This window comes from Sandaracinaceae bacterium, assembly GCA_016706685.1.
Classification (GTDB): Bacteria; Myxococcota_A; Polyangia; order Polyangiales; family Houyiibacteriaceae; genus JADJJE01.
Map to the genome: position 1 here is coordinate 39,458 of JADJJE010000027.1, position 17,746 is coordinate 57,203.

Here is a 17,746-nt window from a genome sequence, read left to right on the forward strand (position 1 = left end):
TTTCCATGGAGCCCTCGATGAAGGTGTTGGTGATTGGCAGCGGCGCGCGCGAGCACTCGCTCGCCTGGAAGCTGTCGCAGGACGCCCACGTCGAGGTCTTCGTGGCCCCCGGCAACGCAGGCATGAGCGCCGTGGCGCAGCGGCGCCCCCTGCGTTCGATCACGCCCGAGACCATCGTCGCGCTGGCTCGTGAGCTGGGCGCGGCGTTCGTCATCGTGGGCCCCGAGGCCCCTCTGGTGGACGGCGCCATCGATGCGCTCGCCGCGGCGGGCATCGAGGCCTTCGGTCCGCCACGCTTCCAGGCGCAGCTCGAGGGCTCCAAGATCTTCTCGAAGGAGTTCATGGCGCGGCACGGCGTGCCCACCGCGGGCTTCGCCGTCTTCAGCGACGCGGACGAGGCCGAGGCCTATGTGCGCGCCGCGGGTCGACCGCTGGTGGTGAAGGCCGACGGTCTCGCGGCCGGGAAGGGCGTCACCGTGGCCAAGGACGCCGATGAAGCGGCCGACGCCATCGACCGCATCATGCGGCAGCGCGAGTTCGGCGGCGCGGGCGCGCGCGTGCTCATCGAGGAGTGCCTGGTGGGCGAGGAGGTGAGCTTCCACGTGGTGTGCGACGGCGAGCGCTACGTGCCGCTCGCGCCCGCGCAGGACCACAAGCGCGCCTTCGACGGGGACCAGGGCCCCAACACGGGTGGCATGGGCGCCTACTCGCCGCCGCCCGTGGTGAGCGCCGACGTGGAGCGCAAGATCCTCACGCGCGTGGTCGAGCCCACGCTGGCCGGCATGCGGGCCGAGGGTCACCCCTTCCGCGGAGCGCTCTTCGTGGGCGTCATGGTGGTAGACGGCGAGCCGCTGGTGCTCGAGTACAACACGCGCTTCGGCGACCCCGAGTGCGAGAGCATGATGATGCGCTGGAGCGGGTCGGTGCTGCCCCTGCTGCAGGGCTCGGCGCGAGGCGACCTGCGCGGTGTCACGCCCGCGTGGGACGCGCCCACCAGCCTGTGCGTGGTGTTGGCGTCGGGCGGCTATCCCGGCGCCTACGAGACGGGCAAGGTCATCCACGGGCTCGAGGCGGCGGCGGCGGTCGAGGGGGTTACCGTGTTTCACGCCGGCACCACGGAGCGCGACGGCGCCATCGTCACCAACGGGGGTCGCGTGCTCACCGTGACGGCCATCGGCAGAACGCTGGACGAGGCCGCCGAGCGCGCCTACCGCGCGGCCGACGCGATCACCTTCGAAGGCAAGATGCTGCGCCGCGACATCGGTTGGCGCGCCCGCACAGCCACTGCCCCGCGATGAGCACAGCATCCCCGGCGCGGCGTCATCCTTGGCTGGCGGGGGCCGACCTCGTGGGCCTGCTGGTGGTCCTCGGGTTCTGGCAGGGTGCGTTGCCCGCTCGCTATCTGCCGTTCGACCTGCCGCTGGGTGCGTTGGCCGCGACCTACGTGGTGTCCATCGCGGCGCTGCTCCGAGGCGGTCTTCGCGCCGCGCGTGTGGCCAGCTGGGCCGCCCTGCTGCGCATGCTGGGAGGCCTGGGGTTCCTGGTGTTGTTGGCCATGACAGCGGCAGACGTGAGTGGGCGCTTTGGGCCCATCGGTCCCGTGGGAGCGGGCTTCATGTACTTCGGCATGGCGCTGTTCGTCCCATATCTTCTGGTGTTTCCAGCGCTGCAGGTGGCTTACCTGGGCGCCCAGTGCGACGTCTCCACGGGGGCGGGCAACACGCTCGGGCGAAGACTGCGCCGGCTGCTCTTCGCGAGCCTCGGCGTGGTGGTGGCGAGCTTCGTGACCGGCCGTGCGCTCGCCGTGGGCAGCGTGGCGGAGGCGCCCAGCGACGCCGTCATGCGCACGGCGTTCGCGGCCACCCGCGGGGAGGGCGAAGCCCCGGAGCACCACGCCGCAGGCCCGATCACGATGGAGCTGGTGCGCCATGGGCGCGTACGCGGCCAATACGTGGGGACCTCGTCGCTGCGCGAGACAGTGCTGGGCGCACTCGCGCATTTCAGCTCCCCGCTGCCGACGGACGGAGCGTGGGTCATCAGCGTGCCCACGCGGCGCTCCCGCCCCGCGCCCTGGCCGTGGCTGGACCTGCTCCAGCTCGCGCCACTCCACGATGGTGTCCTTCTGCGCAGCGGCGCTGAGGTGGCCGTCGAGACGCCCACGTCGCTCCAGCTGCGGGGCGCCCACCTGGCGGTGCCTTTCGCCCCGATGCCCGTGTTCCAGTTCGGCACGGACCTCGGCGGCATCGTCACCCGTCTGCGTGAGGAGCTCGGGCTCGGCAGCGCAGCGGCGGCCGACGTCGAGATCCTGCGCTACGCCACCTTCACGGATCCGCCCTACCTCGATGCGACGCGGCGTCGAGCCCTACCGCGCGCGAGCGAAGCGGTCGTTCGGCAGGCCGTCGTCGACAACGTGGACTTCATCCTGCGCAACCAGCGCGGTGACGGGCTGTTCGCCTATCAGGTGGACGCGGCGCGCGGGCTGGCCAGCAACATGGGCTACGACTTCACGAGGCACGCCGGCGTGGCGTACTTCCTGGCGCAAGCGGGCCACCAGCTGGGGCTCGCGCGCGCCACCGAGGGAGCGCGCCTGGGCGTGCGCTTCCTGGAAGGGCGCGTGCGCGCATGTGGTCCGAACGGGGCCCGCTGTGTGGTCACCTGGAACGGCGCGGAGTTCGGCGCGACATCGCTCTTGGCCGTGGCCCTGTACGACCTTCGCAGCGTGGCCGACACCGCCGAGCTGGCCGCCCTGCACCACGACGTGCTCACCTTCTTGAAGCACCAGCAGCGCGACGACGGCGAGATGATGCACGGCTTCGATCTCGACAGCGGCACCCCCGTGGACGTGCAGCACCTCTACTTCAGTGGCGAGGCCGCGCTGGCGCTCGTGCGTGGGGCTGCCATCGAGCGCGACGCCCAGCTCGAGCGCGCGGCGCGACGCCTGCTGCAGTACCTAGCGGTGGGCGCCCGTGATTCCCTCGCCGAGCCTTACTTGATGGGCGAAGAACACTGGACTTGCATCGCCCATGGTGAGCAGCGTGCCCTCTTGGGTGAGGACCCGTCCGGCGTGCGGGGCTTTTGCGAACGCTGGGCTGCCTTCTCGCGGCGCGTGCAGTTCCAGCCGGGGGAGACCGTCTGGGACGTCACCGGCGCCTACGGACTCGGGCCCATCATCCCTCCGCAGATCACGGGGACGGCGTCACGCACGGAGGCCTTCGCCGCCATGCTGGCGGGCGCAGACGGTGGTCACGACCCGGCGCTCGTGCGGCAGGTCGAGCGTGGCGTACAGGCACTGCTCCAGCACCAGTTCCGGCCTGGGCCCACCCACTTGATGCGCCGTCCGGAGGCCATGCGCGGGGGCATCACTGGGGCTCCAGGCGATCTGGTGGTCCGCAACGACTACGTGCAGCACGCGGGTTCGGCCTACCTGCGCTATCTCGCCGCGCTGGCCGAGCGTCGCTAGTCCACCGCGGCTCGGACAGCACGCTTCTCACTCACGTAGCCAGCGCTCCATGGCGGGGTAGGCGGCCGTGTCGCACAGCCCGTACCACGCCAGCAGCGGCACGCCGAAGGTCCGGCCCGCCGCGAAGTTCTCGAGGATCATGGGTGAGTCACCCCGGTACCCGTGCTCGTGAAACACCACGGCTGGGTCGAGGTCCAGGTGCAACGCCGCGGCGTACGACCATGCGATCGAAGCCATCTCGTCTCCCGGCGAGTCGAGCGTCACGGGGGCACCCCTCGCTGCTGCGGGGAGCACCGCCAGGTGGCCGGCTTCGTGGAGCAAGTCTCCCGGGAACCGCAGGCGGGCGTGATCGACGACGATGACTCCGTCGGAAAGCGCGATCCCGGGCAGTGGGGTCTCGTGCTCCACCGACCCGCTGCGCACCTCGAGCCCGATGGTCTCTAGGAACTCGAGAATGATCCGCGTCACATCACCGCTCATGGCTCTGCGTACCACGCCTGATCCAAGTCTTGGTATGCAGTCGGTGCGGGGGTACGCTTTGCGCAGGATGAAGACCGACCCCACGTCGCGCCTCGACGGGTTGACGCGCGAGAACGAGGTGCTCCGCAACCGTGTGCTCGAGCTCGAGCGGGCGCTCGCGCGAGTCGGCACGACGGGGCCATCCGAGCCACTCGGTCGCAGCCTGGACGAGCGGGAGGCCCTGCTCGCCGAGTGCGAGAACGTGGGCAGGATGGGCAGCTGGATCTGGGACGTGCAGGGGGACCGCGTCCACTGGTCCGAGGGCCTCTACCGCATCATCGGCTACGACCCGGCGACGATGACGCCGTCCTCCGAGGCGTTCTTCGCGCGCATCCACCCCGACGACGTCATGCACGTGCGGGCGGCCGCGGAACGCACCGTCACGACGGGCGCGAGCGAGCACGTCTCGTATCGGGTGCTGCTGCCGGACGGAACCGTGCGCCACGTGGGGATGGACAGCGTGTTTCTGTTCGACGAGGAGGGCACGTTGAGGCGCGCGGTGGGCACCGTGGTCGACGTCACCGACCGCGAAGAGGCCGCCCGCGAGGTGGCGCGTGCGCGCTGGCTGTTGGACGAGACCGAGCGCTTCAGCTCGACCGGCAGCTGGGAGTGGAAGCTGCCCCAGGGCACCGTCACGTGGTCGAAGGGCATGTATCGCCTGCTGGGCTTCGACGAGAGCGAGCCGGCGAGCTTCGAGCTGTGGGACGCGGCGGTGCACCCCGACGATCACCCGCACATGGCCGACGTGCGTGCGCGCGCGATTGCGACTGGCCGGGCCGACCCGTACGAGTGCCGTTTCCTGCGACGCGATGGGACCGTGCGGCGGCTGCGCGTGGTGGGAGAGCCCGTCTACGACGCGTCCGGCGAGTCCACGGGTCTGATCGGCACCATCACGGACATCACGGCCGCGAGCGAGATGGAAGAGCGCGTTCGGCAGGCGCAGAAGATGGAGATGGTCGGCCAGCTCGCGGGCAGCATCGCGCACGACTTCAACAACCTGCTCACCGTCATTCTGGGAGGCGTTCAAGAGATCACGCGCGGGCAGGGTGCCTCCGAAATGCTCACCCAGGTGGAGCGCGCCGCTCGCTCGGCGGCGGGTCTCACGCAGCGCTTGCTGGGGTTCAGTCGGCAGGCCGTGGTGCAACCCGAGGTGGTCGACCTCACGCGCGTCATCGATGACTTTCGCCCTCTCTTGGGCCGCGCGCTCGGGGCCGAGGTGGCGGTGCGCGTCCAGCACGACGACGGCGAGTTCCTGGCGCGGCTCGACGAGAACCAACTCCAGCAGGTCCTCATGAACCTGAGCGTCAACGCACGCGACGCCATGGGCGGGCGCGGCACGCTCACGCTGTCGCTCGCGCGCGTCACCACCCTGCACGGCGAGGTCCCGTTGCTGCTCGGGGGCGAGTATCTGCGCCTCACCGTCTCCGACACGGGCCACGGGATGGACCCGCTCACCGCGCAGCGCATCTTCGAGCCGTTCTTCACGACCAAGCCCATCGGCAAGGGCACGGGCCTCGGCCTGGCCATGGTGGAGGGCGCCATGAAGCAAGCGGGTGGCGCGGTCGTGGTCCAGACACGGCTGGGCGAGGGCACCTCGTTCCACTTGTACTTCCCGCCCGCGCCTGCCCGCGCGTCCGAGCACCCTCCCAGCCCCGCTATGCCGGGCTCGCTCCGCGTGCTGTTGGTCGAAGACGACCCTTGCGTGCGCCACGCTCTCTCCGTCTCGCTCGAGAGCATCGGCTGCGAAGTCGTCGCTATGGATGGTGGCCCCGCCGCGCTCGAGGCGTGGGAGCAGCAACAAGGCCAGTTCGACGTGCTCGTCACCGACCTCGCCATGCCGGACATGCGCGGCGAGGTGCTGGCAGCGACCCTGCTCGAGCGCAGCGCCACGCTCCGTGCCGTGCTCGCCACGGGCTATGTGGACCGCGCCATCGACCTGTCCGCGTTCGAGGGCCGCTTCAAGCTCCTCCAGAAGCCCGTCGAGCGCCACGCCCTGGCTGCCGCGCTCGCCCGGCTTTGACGCGACAGATAGTATGACCATCGGGTCGCCGTATTGCGTCGCCCCATCCGGCGGGTCACGCTGCGTCGCATGCCCGCAGGAATGAACGTCAAGGCACAGGCCCTCCTCAACGCGGTGAAGTGGGTGGAGGAGCAGCACGGCAGCACCACGCTGGGCGAGGTCATCCGCCGTTGCAGCGCCCCAGTGCGCGAGCGCTACATCAGCGGCATCGCCATCGAGTGGCATCCGCAGAGCGAGTTCGTGGAGTTCCTGCGCCACGCCGAGGCCGTCATCGGCAAGCCCGCGGGCGCGGTCTCGAAGGCCATCGGTGCAGAGGGCGCGCGCATCAACACACGCAGCATGGCCAAGCGCGCGGTCATGTACGTGGCCTCCCCAGAATTCCTGCTGCGCCGCATCGCATCCCTCTGGTCGCAGTTCAACGACCAGGGAGAGATGCGCATCCTGAACATCGACGAGCGCCAAGCGCACATCGAGCTGGTTGGCCTCCCCGACCCCAACGAGCTCTTCTGCGCCACCATCACCGGCTGGTGCGAGGTCATCGGCGACGCCGTGGGCTTCGACCGCCCCCGCAGCGACCACACCCACTGCCGCGCGCGCGGCGACCAAGCCTGCATCTGGCGAGTCGCCTTCACCCCTGTCTCCGCCAGCCTCCACCCTCCCGGCCGCTAGCCCCTCCACCCTGGGTTGAACGGGTCGGGTCCCAGGCGGTCCTCCGACGGGCGACCCGAGTTCAGTCGCGTTCACACTCGGCTGCGTGAGAGCCGGTCTTCGCCTCCGCCCGCGACAACCAACTCCTCCAGGGACGTCTCTAGGGTGGCCCACTGCGCATGCGAGCGACAGACACGGGCGAGGGTCGCGAGTACGCCTCGCTCGAGCAGCACCCTCTCACCCGTCGGCTCGTGTTGCCGTATCGATGATCATTCGTGCGCTCCTCCGCTGCTTCCAACTTCGCCCGCAAAGAAGCGTGCCGCGGCGTTCGTGACTCGTTCCGCGCTCGTCGCGCGGCAAGCACCAACGATCGCGGTGACCGCCTGCCAGTGATACTTCGGGGCGTCGCCGACCCACGCGGCCGTGCGCCCCGCCCAGGCTGCCTCCTTGGGCGGGAGGTTCCAGACCGCTCCGAAGGCGGAAACAGCAGCCGGAGCAGTCTCTGCAGCGTTCTCTGCATGAAGGCTGCATGGACACGCAGCCCACGCTTCTGCTGCCTCGAGCGCGACGAGCGGCGCCCTGCGATCAGGGTAGACCCGGCTCGTCTGCGGTCCAGCTCCCGCACCCCGCACAACTCGAGCGCGCGGTCGACAACAGCGACTGCCTGCGCCCGTGACGAAGCATCCCAACTCGCCATGCCCTTGCCTAGCATCTCCACCCCGTCGAGTCTCACACGAGTCCAGAGAGCCCAGGCGCGCTCCCGAAGCGCCCCCTCCGCAGCGCTTGGACCGTTCCCCCGACGAGTACCCCCGCGTGCATGCCCGAGACGTAGCCAGGCGCCGGGGCGGGGCGGGGGTCAGCAAGGGCGTGGGGGGGACCCCCAAAAGCAAACGCAGCGCAGCGAAGTGCCGCTTTTAGGGAGGACCCGACAGGACGCGCCAGCGCGTCCGTGCCCGCCGCGACCCCCGCCCCGCCCCGGCGCCTCGATCACGCCGCCAACACCCACGCTTTTGACATTCGTCGCGCAACCACGGTACACATCGCTGCATGGCCCTGATCGAAACCGAAGAAGCGGCACGCCGCCTGTCTCGCGCCATCGCGAGTGACCTCTCCCTCTACAACGAGGACAAGATCGTCGAGGGCATCAAGGGGGACAACCTCTTCTCGGTGCTCGAGGGCGAGATCGAGGAGGGCCGCGCGCTGTTCCGCAGCCGCGTGGCGCCCGAACTCTTCCAGAAGAACTTCTACGACCGCGCCATCATCGACATCCTCGTGCGCAGCAAGGGCCACGTCGAGTCCGTCATGTGGTGACACCCGCGCGGCGCGTCAGGCGTCGCGGAGGATGTCGAGCGCGGCCTGGAAGTCGGCCGGAGCGGGAGCCTCGATGCGCAGCGCCGCACCTGTGATGGGGTGAACGAAGCCCAGCAGCTCGGCGTGCAGCGCTTGGCGTCCCACGGCGTCTTCGGCGCGCGTGAGGCGCGGGTCGCGGCTGCGCTTGCCGTAGAGCGGGTCGGCCAGCACCGGCGTGCCCGTGTCGGCCAGGTGTACGCGAATCTGGTGGGTGCGCCCCGTCTCGAGCGTGAGCGCCAAGAGCCCCCCACCGTGCAGCCGCTCGGTCACCACGGCACGCGTCACGGCGCGCTTGCCCTTGCCCACGGTGGAGCTGAAGCGCTTGCGGTCGTGCGGATGCCGCCCGTGGAACGTGTCGAAGGTCTGCGAGCGGAGGTGTGGACCCACCGCGATGGCGATGTAGCGGCGCTCGATGGTGTGCGCCTGGAACAGCTTCACGAGGCCCTCGTGGGCAGCGGGCGTCTTGGCAGCCACCAGCACGCCGCTGGTGTCCTTGTCCAAGCGGTGGACGATGCCGGGGCGGGCCTGCCCCTCGCGAAGCGCGGGGTCCAGCGCAGCGTGATGGAGCAGCGCGTTCACCAGTGTGCCGTGCGAGTGGCCCGGCGCGGGGTGGACCACCATCCCGGCCGCCTTGTTGACCACGATGAGGTGCTCGTCCTCGAACAGCACGTGCAGGGGGAGGTCCTCCGGCAGGGCTACCATCGGAGGCGGTGGCGCGGGCTCGATGACCACCACGCCGAGCGGCGTGGCCACGGCCTTGCGGTCGATGACCTTGCCGTCCACGGTCACGCGTCCCTCGGCGATCCAGCGCTGCAGCACGGCGCGCGAATGGCCAATCTCCTCGCGCTCGGCCAACACGCGGTCCAGGCGCTCGCCCGCCTCCTGCTCGCGCAGCACCACACGAATGGGCTCTACCGAGGTTGGGGTGCGCGGCGCAGGCGCTATCAGCTCGTCGTCTTCGTCCGTGAAATCGGCGTCGTCGAGCGGGTCGACGGGGGGAGGCTGGGTCATGTGCAGGCCCGTCAGCCCAAGCGGCCGAGCAGCTGGTTGGCGTTGGTCTGCATGTCGATGTTGCAGAACACGCAGAAGGTGTCGCGCGTGGTGAGGTCCGAGAGGCCCTTGATGTGGTCCGCCACCTGGTCGATGGAGGGCTCGTCGTAGCGACTGCGATGTCCCGCGGGGCCGGCCAAGCGGATGTAGCGCAGCGCGCCGCTCTCGATGGGCTCGCTCTGCAGCGGGTCGTAGGCCACCACCACGTCGTCGCGGCCTGTCGCGTCCAGCACCTGGGCCGGCTTCCATGCCGGGAGGTCGAACACCAGGGCGGGGCCACCCTTCTTCGGGGCACGGCTCACCAGGCGCTTGAGCGCCTCGCGGTTGGGCTTGGTGACCTTGAACGTGACCGGGGCTCCGAAGACGATGGCGCGCGCCTTGAGCTCCGTGCACAGGCCCAGCACGGCGTCCAGCGCTTCGTCGGCCTCGGCGGTCTTCTTGAAGGCGCTGTCGCCCAGCTGCTTGGGGGCCAGGACCGAGAACGCGAAGCCCTCGGGGGCCTCACGGGTCCAGCGCCGAATGGAGCCGCGCCCCGGCATCGCGATCTCGGTGTCCGAGATCTCGACAGCAGGAAATGCGCCCCAGTAGCGACTGACGGGGACGGGGAAGCCAGAGCACGCGACCAAGAGCATGGGCGCGGAGTATGACAGAATTCAGGGCACAATCCCGCGCCATTTCCGCACACGGCCATGTTAGCGTCCGCGCGTGGGTCAGCCTCTCCCTCATCGTCGTCGTCCGTCGGCCACATTCCGGCCCGCGCTGGTCTGGCTCGCGGCGCTGGCCTGGCTCGTCGCGGCTCCGGTCGCAGCCCAGCAGCGGCCCACCCTGGATCTCCAGCTGTTCCAGCCCACGCTGGCCACCGGCACCACGTTCACGCTCGACCGCCCCGAGGTGCCGCGCCACCTCACCATCGTGGCTGGGCTCGGAGTCAACGGCGCCTCGCGGCTCATGGAGCGTGGAGACGGCGAAGACATCGCGCCCTGGCGTGTGCAGGCCGACCTCTTGTTCGCGCTGGGTCTCTTCGAGTGGGTCGAGTTCGGTGTCGCGCTCCCGGTGGTGTTCGGCGCCACGGGCCCGTTCGTCAGCGCGGGCCCCATCGCCACGGACACGCACGTGTCCCTGGGCGACGTGCGCATCGGCTTCAAGGTGCCCCTCCTGCGCGGACGCAACGCGCTCTCTGCCCGCATCGAGGGCACGCTCCCCACGGGCGGCCGGTCCACCTACGCGCGCCAGCGCTACTGGACACTCACGCCGGGCCTGGTGTTCGCGCATCACGCGGGCGACTTCACCTTCGGCGCGGACCTCGCCTACCGCTTCCGAGACCGGTCGGCGGTGCCTGGCTTCGAGCTGGACGACGAGCTGCAGGTCAAGCTGGGCGGCGCCTACCGCGTGGTGCCGCTGCTGGCCATCATCGCCGAGGGTCAGCTGCGCGCCGGCCTCGGCGGGCGCACGCTGCGCCGCAACGAGAACCCCATGGAAGTGGACGTCGGCGTCCGCCTCTTCCCGAACATCTCGTGGACCATCGACGTGGGCGTGGGCACGGGCGTGCTGGCCGGCTACGGCGCGCCCCAGGTGCGCGGCTTCGTCATCGTGCGTTACAGCAACGAGGCCGAGCCGTGTGAGGCGGGCCCCGAAGACTTCGATGGCTTCGACGACGGCGACTTCTGCGCCGAGCTCGACAACGACGCCGATGGCCTCGAAGACACCGTGGACCAGTGCGCGAACGACGCCGAGGATGCGGACTCGTTCGCCGATGAAGACGGCTGCCCGGACCCCGACAACGACGCGGACGGCATCCTGGACGACGTGGACACCTGCCCGCTCGAGTCCGAGGACATGGACGCCTACCAGGACGAAGACGGCTGCCCCGAGCCCGACAACGACGGCGACGGCATCCCCGATGGCACCGACCAGTGCCCCATGGAGCCGGAGGATCGCGACAACTACCAGGACGACGATGGCTGCCCCGAGCCCGGGCCCGAGCGCGCCACGGTCACCGTCACGGACACGCGCATCCTGATCTCGGAGCGCATCTACTTCGACTTCGACACCTCGGAGATCCGCTCGGTCAGCTTGCCACTGCTCGACCAGGTGGCGGACGTCATCCGCGCGCTGCCCGGTCGCCGCCGCATTCGCGTGGAGGGCTACACCGACTCCGAAGGCGATGACTCCTACAACGCCGACCTCAGCTACACACGCGCGCGTGCGGTGGTGGACTACCTGGTGGGGCGCGGTGTGGACCGCAACCGGATGCTCTACGAGGGCTACGGCGAGCGGAACCCGGTGGCGCCCAACGACTCCCCCGAGGGTCGCGCGCTCAACCGGCGCGTCGAGTTCACCATCATGCCGGACTGACGCGGGTCAGTCCGGGTCTTCGATCTTCCAGAGGCCGTCTTCGAGCACCATCTGCACCGCGGCGCCTTCGCCGTAGGACATGGTCGCGCGGTCGCCCACCTCTTCGATGGGGTTGTCCAAGTTCGCGCGCAGGCTGGCCAGCAGGCGCTCCACCTCTTCGCGTCCTTCGCCCTCGAAGGACTCGCGCAGCCGGGCCTCGTCCATGCCTTCACGGCTGGCGTTGGGCACGAAGCGCAGGACGATGTCGTAGCGCCTGCGCTCCATGGCGCGCACGAACGCGCGGATGGCGGCGCGCGGCGTGGTCTGGTCGTACAGGTTCGCGGGGTTGCCCGTGATGCGCCAGACGCCGTCTTCTTGTGTGAGCGTCAGCTCTTGGCCGTCGGCGTAGCGCACGATGGCGCTGACCTCGGGGTCTCCATCGATGCGCGTGAGCAGCGTGGCGATGTCGCGGGCCTCGTCCGGATGGTCGTTCAAGTACGACTCGAACTCCTCGAACGTGACGCGCTGGCGGTAGTCCTCCGAGAGCAGTGCGTAGGCGTCGCGCGGCCGGTTGGTGCGCAGGGCATCCGAGAACTCGCGCACGGTGGTGTCGGGCGTGGCGGCGTGGCCGGCGCAGCCGCTGGTCCCCGTGAGCGCGGTGCCCACGAGCGTGATGGCCAAGAGCCGGCCGGCCCAGCGGCGCAAGGGGTTTCGCCGGGGAGACGGCAGGACGCTGAACGGGGCAGGGCGATGGCTTCGAGGGGAGGGCATGCGGACGTCAACAGTGCCAGCGATGGGGGCTCCGAGCGAGCGGTTTTGCCCCGCGGGACGTCATCGCGGCGGCTCGGGGGTGCGCGGGTGGTGGGTGACGGATCGCCCCGGTTCTTCCGAACGGTCCCTGAAATGATTGACGTTTTTCGGTGATGCCGCGTGCGGGCGGGTGTGGCCCTTGCCAGAAAGCGGCCCGTATCGGTGGAAGGGGTAGAGTCCGGGGGTGTCCGACGACCTCAGCCTCGACGCACGCCTGCTGCGCTTTCGCTCCGATCCTGGCGCGGAGCCCTGCCACGAGCTGTCCGCGGCGCTGCTGGACGCGCAGCGAGCGCGCGAGGCGCTGGAGGTGCTGTCCCGTGGGCTCTCGCTGCGCGAAGACGACGTGCGCTTGCTGCGGCTGGCGGCGCGAGCGTTCTTGGTCGAGGGCGACGTGTTGCGCGCGCAGCAGACGCTGACGCGGGTGATTCGGTCGCACCCTGCGGACGTGGACGCGTACCGGCTGCTGGCGGAGACGCTGCTGCAGCGCGGAGACGTGGGCCGCGCGCGGGCCGCGATGGCGAAGGCGCTGACGCTGGCCCCCGATGATGCGGCGTTGCGGGCGATGCGGGAGCGATTGGGAAGCGGGACCGAGACGGGGGCCGTGGCCGCGACTGCGTCCGTGACCGAGACCGAGACCGGGTCGGAGACCGAGACCGGGTCGGAGACCGAGAGGCCGAGACCGAGACCGAGACCGAGACCGAGACCGAGACCGAGACCGAGACCGAGACTGCGGCTGGGGCCGGAGCCGACAGCGGACCGTTGTCCGTGGCTGGCGCCGTGGCCGAGGCCGAGGCCGAGGCGCAGGCTGTTGCGGGCGCGGGTGGGGTGCTGGGTGAGCGGGAGGAGCTCACCCAAGATGTCACGCGTTTGCTGGCTCAGGCGATGAAGACCGCGTCCACGCGGCCTCCGCCGATGGAAGATGCCGCGCCTCTCGCGAGTGTGACCCGGCCGTCGGCACGTCCTCAGCCGTCTCCTGGGTTGCCGGTTGCGCCTTTGCCGGCGCGAGGGGGATCGGTTGCGCCTGCGGCGCCAGTGGTGCCTGCGGCGGTTGCGCCTGCGGCGCCAGTGGTGCCTGCGGCGGTTGCGCCTGCGGCGCCAGTGGTGCCTGCGGCGGTTGTGCCTGCGGCGCCGGTGGTGCCTGCGGCGGTTGCGCCTGCGGCGCCGGTGGTGCCTGCGGCGCCGGTGGCACCGGCTCCACCTGTGGGTCGGCCCGGGCCCCGGCGAAGCCCCACGCTCATGGGGTTCGCGCCTCCGCGTCCGCCGGCTAGGCCGGCCTCGGTGCCGCCGTCTGCGCGGAGCGCGCCGCTGCCGGCCATTCGTCCGCCCAGCGTGCGGCCGCCCGGCACGCCGGGGCTCGTGCCACCGCCCAACTTCGCTCCTCCCCCGATGGCGTTGCCACCCGTGGTGGCTCCAGCTCCTGCGCCGCTGCCGCTGGCGTCGGCGCCACCCGTGGCAGCACCCACGACCCCTCCCGTGCGCCCGGCGCCGGAGCAGGAGGAGGAGGACGAGCCCACGTCCTTCATGGACCGTGAGAGCCTCGCTGGCGCGCTGGGGGTGCCCGTGTCGCGGCGTGAATCCAAGCGCCCCGCGCCCACCGCGACGAGCGTGCCCGTGGGTGGCCCCGTGTCCACGACCTCCACCGCCGGGCGAGCGCCTTCCGTGCCGTTGCCCGACACGCTGCCCGAGTTCGTCGTCCCCAACTTGCCCGACGCGCCCGCGGTGGATTCGTCCAAGCGCAGTGACGCGCTGCGCGTCCCACCGCGAAACGTCGAAGCCAACGCGGCGCCGAGCGCCTCCGGTGGGCCCACCGAGACGCCCACGCCGCGGCCGCGTCGCTCGGGCCGCACCGGGCTGCTGTTGTCGTTGGCGCTGCTCGTCATGCTGGGAGGCGGCTTCGCAGCCCATCGGGCCCGTGTCCTGCCTCCCGCGTGGTCGTCCGTGATCGACCAGCGCTGGGCGGCTCTGGTGGGTGGTCCCGGGACGCCTGAACCCGTCACCGAGCCAACTCCCCCGGTGGTGGTCGATGCGTCGTCGCCCGCGCCCGCTCCCGAGGTGGACCCGGCGGCCGTGCGGGTGGCCGAGCTCGACGCCGCCCTCGCCGAGGGGCGCGTCCCGGCCGACCTGCCCGAGGACGAACAGCCCGAGTCGCTGCGGCTGCGGGCCGAGGCGGCGTTGCTGTACGCGACCCCATGGTGGAGCCTCAGCGTGGCGGCGGAAGACCGGGCATCGCTCGACGGTATCGCCGCGCAGCTCGCCCCGGCCATCGGAGCGGCGCCCGCCGACGAGCCCGCCCTGCGCGCCACCGCGATTCGCGTCGCAGCGGCGCGCGGTGAGAGCGACATCCTGAGCGTGGCGCGTGCCCTCGCGGCGGAGCACCCCGACGACGCGCGGGTGCGGTGGGCCCTGGCCGAGGCGCTGATGGCGGCCAATGAGGCCGAGGAAGCCGACGCGCTGCTGGCCGCGCTCGTGGATGCGGGGCCAGAGCCCATGCGCGCGCGTGCGGCGGTCCAGCGCGCCTGGTTGGCGGCCGGTCGCGGTGACCACGCCACCGCCCGCAACGCCCTCGACACGGCGCGCGCCCTGGCCCCTTCCTGGGAGCTGGTGCAGCTGCGCTCCATGGACCTGCGCCTCGACGCAGGGGAGTACCGCGCGGTGCTCGCCGAGCTCGGCGACGCGGGCGACTCCGAGGCGCGCACCCTGCGCGCGCTGCGCGCCCAGCTGGGCCTCGAGCAGCTCGAGGCCAGCGAAGCCCTTTGGGCCCGCCTGTCGGAAGAAGCCCGCCAGCGCCCGGACGTGCAGCCGCTCGCGGCGCAGTACTACATGACCCGCGGCGAGCCCGGTGATGCCGTGCGCGCGCTCGCCGACCTTGCGCTCGCCGAGCCGGGTGACCCCACCCTCATCGCGCTCTACGCGAACGCGCTCTACGAAGCGGGTCAGACGCTCGTCGCCAGCGCTCAGTTCGAGCGCGCCATCGCCCTCGACGAGAGCCACCCCGAGGCGCTGATCGGCTTCGCTCAGGTGCTGCTGCGGGCTCGCAAGTACCGCGAGGCGCGCATCAATCTGGACCGCGCGGAGGCGGGCTTGCGAGGCCGCGTGCGCCCCCCCGCCACGTTGGCGCGGCTGCGCGTCACGCGCGCTCGCATCATGGTGGAAGAGCGCGAGCTGGCCCAGGCCGCCGTGCTGCTGCGTCGCACCCTCGAGATCGAGGGTGCCCCGAGCGAGGGCTGGTTCTACCTGGGCGAGGCCCTCGCCCGCTCCAACTCGCCCGAGTCCAGAGCGGCTTACGAGCGCTATCTCTCGCTCAGCCCCGTGGGGCCGCTGGCGTCACGCGCGCGGCGGGCCATCCAGTAGTCTCCAGCTCTCCGCCTCGCACGGGTAGGCAGCGCGCGTCGCGCCGAGTATCCTCCGGCGCTCACGGAGACCGCATGGACCTCACCCTCACCGAATCCCAGCGCATGGTGCGTGACATGGCCCGCGACTTCGCGGTCAACGAAGTCCTGCCTCGCGCGCGCGAGCTGGACAAGGCCTCACGCTGGCCCGCCGAGTTGGTGGCGCAGATGGGCGCGTTGGGGCTCATGGGCGTGGCCATCCCCGAGGACGCGGGAGGCGCCGGCATGGATCACGTGAGCTACGCGCTCGCCATCGAAGAGGTCAGCGCGGCATGCGCCTCCTGCGGCGTCATCATGAGCGTGAACAACTCGCTGGTGTGCGACCCGCTCGAGAAGTTCGCGAACGCGGATCAACGGCGAGACGTGCTCACCAAGCTGGCGTCGGGCGCGGCGCTCGGCTGCTTCGGCCTCACCGAGCCCAGCAGCGGCTCGGACGCGAGCAGCATGCAGACGGTGGCCACGCGGCACGGCGACGAGTGGGTCATCGAGGGCAGCAAGAACTGGATCACGAACGGTCCCCACGCGGACTTCATGCTGGTGTTCGCCACCACGGACCGCGCGGCAGGCGCCAAGGGCGTGTCGGCCTTCATCGTCCCGAAGGGCACGCCGGGCTACAACCCCCAAGAGGCGGACCACAAGCTGGGCATCCGCGCGGCGCACTCGTGCACCGTGTTCTTCGAGGGCTGCCGCGTCCCGCACAGCGCCATGCTCGGGTCCGAGGGCGACGGGTACAAGATCGCCATGGCCACGCTGGACGGCGGCCGCATCGGCATCGCCGCGCAGGCCGTGGGCATCGCGCGGGCCGCGTTCGAGAAGGCCGTGGCCTACAGCCACGAGCGCCACGCCTTCGGCGAGCCCATCGCCAAGAAGCAGGCCATCCAGTTCAAGCTGGCCGACATGGCCACGCAGCTCGAGGCCGCGCGCCTGCTCACGCTGCGGGCCGCGTGGCTCAAGGACCGCGCGCGCACCGAGAAGCTGCGCCACACCATGGAGTCCGCGCAGGCCAAGCTGTTCGCGTCCGAGGCGGCCACGCGCATCACGCACCAGGCGCTGCAGGTCTACGGGGGATACGGGTACTCCGAGGAGTACGATATGGAGCGTCACTACCGCGACGCGCGCATCACCGAGATCTACGAGGGCACCAGCGAGATCATGCGGGTGGTCATCGCGGCCAACGCGCTCAAGGCGTGACCCAGGATCATGGCTGACACAGGAGCAACGAGGCAGATGAAGCAGCGAGTGACGGGACTTCGGGTGGTGGTGTTGTCGGCGCTCTTGGGCGCAGGCTGCGGTGGCGGCAGCAGCGAAGCCGAAGGCGACGGCAGCGAGCCCGAGGTCACCCAGACCGGCGGCGGCACCAGCGGTGGCGAGCAGCACGTGGAGCGTGACCCCGAGCCCGTGCATACGTCGGGCGGGGGAGGCTCCGAGCCCGTGGGCGAGCCCGTCACCGAAGAGGACGGCATGCAGCTCGAGGGCATCTTGGGCACCATGGCTCCTGCCACCATCTCGCGCGCCATGGCGCAGCGCATGGACCGCTTCACCGCCTGCTTCGCGTCACGCTATGACGCGCTGCCGGTGCTGGGTGGGGCGGCGCAGCTCTCGTTCCGCGTGCGGCAAGACGGCAGCGTGCGCTGGGTGCACCTCACGGAGTCCAACGTGGGCGACCGCGAGACCGAGCGCTGTGTGCTTGGCGTGGCCGCGAGCATGCGCTTCTCGCCAGGCCCCGTGGGGGGCGAGGCCGAGTTCCAAGACACGCTGGACCTACAGGCTCCCGAAGACGTGCGCCCGCCCGTGGCGTGGCAGCCCTCGCGCCTGCGGGCCACGCTGCGCCAGCACGGCGCCGGCCTGCGCACGTGCACCGTGCCGGGCGACAACCTGCGCATCACGGTCTACGTGGACCCGGGCGCCACGGTGGCCGCCGTGGGGGCGTCGTTCGTGCCCACCGACCCGGAAGCGGACTCGCAGGCTGCGCTCGACTGCGTGACGCGCCAGGTGGCCGGCTGGGGCTTCCCAGACCCCGGCTCCTACACCGCCAAGGTCACGTTCGAGGCTCCTTGAACACCACCGCTGTGGGGGACGACCGGGGGCCAGCGCCTGCGGGCCGCCGCCCATGAGCACGGGCTGCGGCTGCGTGGCCTCGCGGCGGAGCACGAGCGCGGCGAGCAC

At 71.1% G+C, this 17,746-nt stretch carries 15 protein-coding genes; 10 read left to right on the plus strand and 5 right to left on the minus strand.

The annotated features are described in order from the left end of the window. Positions 1 to 17: 17 nt before the first annotated feature. Complete coding sequence (gene purD / locus IPI43_25965; GenBank protein ID MBK7777528.1) at positions 18 to 1,298, plus strand: phosphoribosylamine--glycine ligase; 1,281 nt, start codon at positions 18 to 20, stop codon at positions 1,296 to 1,298. Continuing rightward, positions 1,295 to 3,460 carry a hypothetical protein gene (locus IPI43_25970; protein MBK7777529.1) on the plus strand — a complete coding sequence of 722 codons (2,166 nt, stop codon included), beginning with the start codon at positions 1,295 to 1,297 and terminating at the stop codon, positions 3,458 to 3,460. Before purD ends, IPI43_25970 begins: the two co-directional genes overlap by 4 nt. 27 nt (positions 3,461 to 3,487) lie before the next feature. On the opposite strand, the gene IPI43_25975 is transcribed toward IPI43_25970, so the two are convergent. Further along, a complete protein-coding gene (locus tag IPI43_25975) occupies positions 3,488 to 3,940 on the minus strand; it encodes a hypothetical protein (protein ID MBK7777530.1) in 453 nt (150 codons plus the stop codon). A 67-nt stretch (positions 3,941 to 4,007) separates the two neighbouring features. Between IPI43_25975 and IPI43_25980 the strand changes: the two genes are divergently transcribed. From IPI43_25980 to IPI43_25990, 3 genes are all read left to right on the plus strand, one after another. Next, on the plus strand, positions 4,008 to 5,999 hold the full coding sequence (locus IPI43_25980; GenBank protein ID MBK7777531.1) for a PAS domain-containing protein: 1,992 nt from the start codon (positions 4,008 to 4,010) through the stop codon (positions 5,997 to 5,999). An 81-nt stretch (positions 6,000 to 6,080) separates the two neighbouring features. Beyond that, a complete protein-coding gene (locus IPI43_25985) occupies positions 6,081 to 6,668 on the plus strand; it encodes a hypothetical protein (GenBank protein ID MBK7777532.1) in 588 nt (195 codons plus the stop codon). Between the two features lie 1,026 nt (positions 6,669 to 7,694). After that, positions 7,695 to 7,958, plus strand: a complete 264-nt coding sequence (locus IPI43_25990; GenBank protein ID MBK7777533.1) for a hypothetical protein — start codon at positions 7,695 to 7,697, stop codon at positions 7,956 to 7,958. Positions 7,959 to 7,973: 15 nt separating this feature from the next. On the opposite strand, the gene IPI43_25995 is transcribed toward IPI43_25990, so the two are convergent. Both IPI43_25995 and IPI43_26000 read right to left on the minus strand, forming a co-directional pair. Beyond that, on the minus strand, positions 7,974 to 9,008 hold the full coding sequence (locus IPI43_25995) for an RluA family pseudouridine synthase (GenBank protein MBK7777534.1): 1,035 nt from the start codon (positions 9,006 to 9,008) through the stop codon (positions 7,974 to 7,976). 11 nt (positions 9,009 to 9,019) lie between these two features. Continuing rightward, a complete protein-coding gene (locus IPI43_26000; protein MBK7777535.1) occupies positions 9,020 to 9,679 on the minus strand; it encodes a DUF72 domain-containing protein in 660 nt (219 codons plus the stop codon). Between the two features lie 73 nt (positions 9,680 to 9,752). On the opposite strand from IPI43_26000, the gene IPI43_26005 reads away from it, so the two are divergent. After that, complete coding sequence (locus IPI43_26005) at positions 9,753 to 11,402, plus strand: OmpA family protein (GenBank protein MBK7777536.1); 1,650 nt, start codon at positions 9,753 to 9,755, stop codon at positions 11,400 to 11,402. 6 nt (positions 11,403 to 11,408) lie between these two features. Here the strand turns inward: IPI43_26005 and IPI43_26010 are convergent, their stop codons facing one another. Continuing rightward, complete coding sequence (locus IPI43_26010; GenBank protein MBK7777537.1) at positions 11,409 to 12,062, minus strand: hypothetical protein; 654 nt, start codon at positions 12,060 to 12,062, stop codon at positions 11,409 to 11,411. 313 nt (positions 12,063 to 12,375) lie between these two features. On the opposite strand from IPI43_26010, the gene IPI43_26015 reads away from it, so the two are divergent. Continuing rightward, entirely contained in the window at positions 12,376 to 13,077 is a 702-nt protein-coding gene (locus tag IPI43_26015) for a tetratricopeptide repeat protein (protein MBK7777538.1), read from the plus strand. A 76-nt stretch (positions 13,078 to 13,153) separates the two neighbouring features. Here the strand turns inward: IPI43_26015 and IPI43_26020 are convergent, their stop codons facing one another. Next, complete coding sequence (locus IPI43_26020; protein ID MBK7777539.1) at positions 13,154 to 13,654, minus strand: hypothetical protein; 501 nt, start codon at positions 13,652 to 13,654, stop codon at positions 13,154 to 13,156. Between IPI43_26020 and IPI43_26025 the strand changes: the two genes are divergently transcribed. The 3 genes from IPI43_26025 (at position 13,641) to IPI43_26035 (ending at position 17,638) form a co-directional block, all read left to right on the plus strand. Then, positions 13,641 to 15,542: a hypothetical protein gene (locus IPI43_26025; protein MBK7777540.1), complete on the plus strand. Its 1,902-nt coding sequence runs from the start codon at positions 13,641 to 13,643 to the stop codon at positions 15,540 to 15,542. The two genes, IPI43_26020 and IPI43_26025, sit on opposite strands and share 14 nt — an antisense overlap. Before the next feature lie 74 nt (positions 15,543 to 15,616). Further along, positions 15,617 to 16,771 (plus strand): acyl-CoA dehydrogenase, encoded by a 1,155-nt coding sequence (locus IPI43_26030; protein ID MBK7777541.1) that lies wholly within the window; start codon positions 15,617 to 15,619, stop codon positions 16,769 to 16,771. Positions 16,772 to 16,819: 48 nt separating this feature from the next. Beyond that, positions 16,820 to 17,638 (plus strand): AgmX/PglI C-terminal domain-containing protein, encoded by an 819-nt coding sequence (locus tag IPI43_26035; protein ID MBK7777542.1) that lies wholly within the window; start codon positions 16,820 to 16,822, stop codon positions 17,636 to 17,638. Positions 17,639 to 17,746 lie beyond the last annotated feature (108 nt).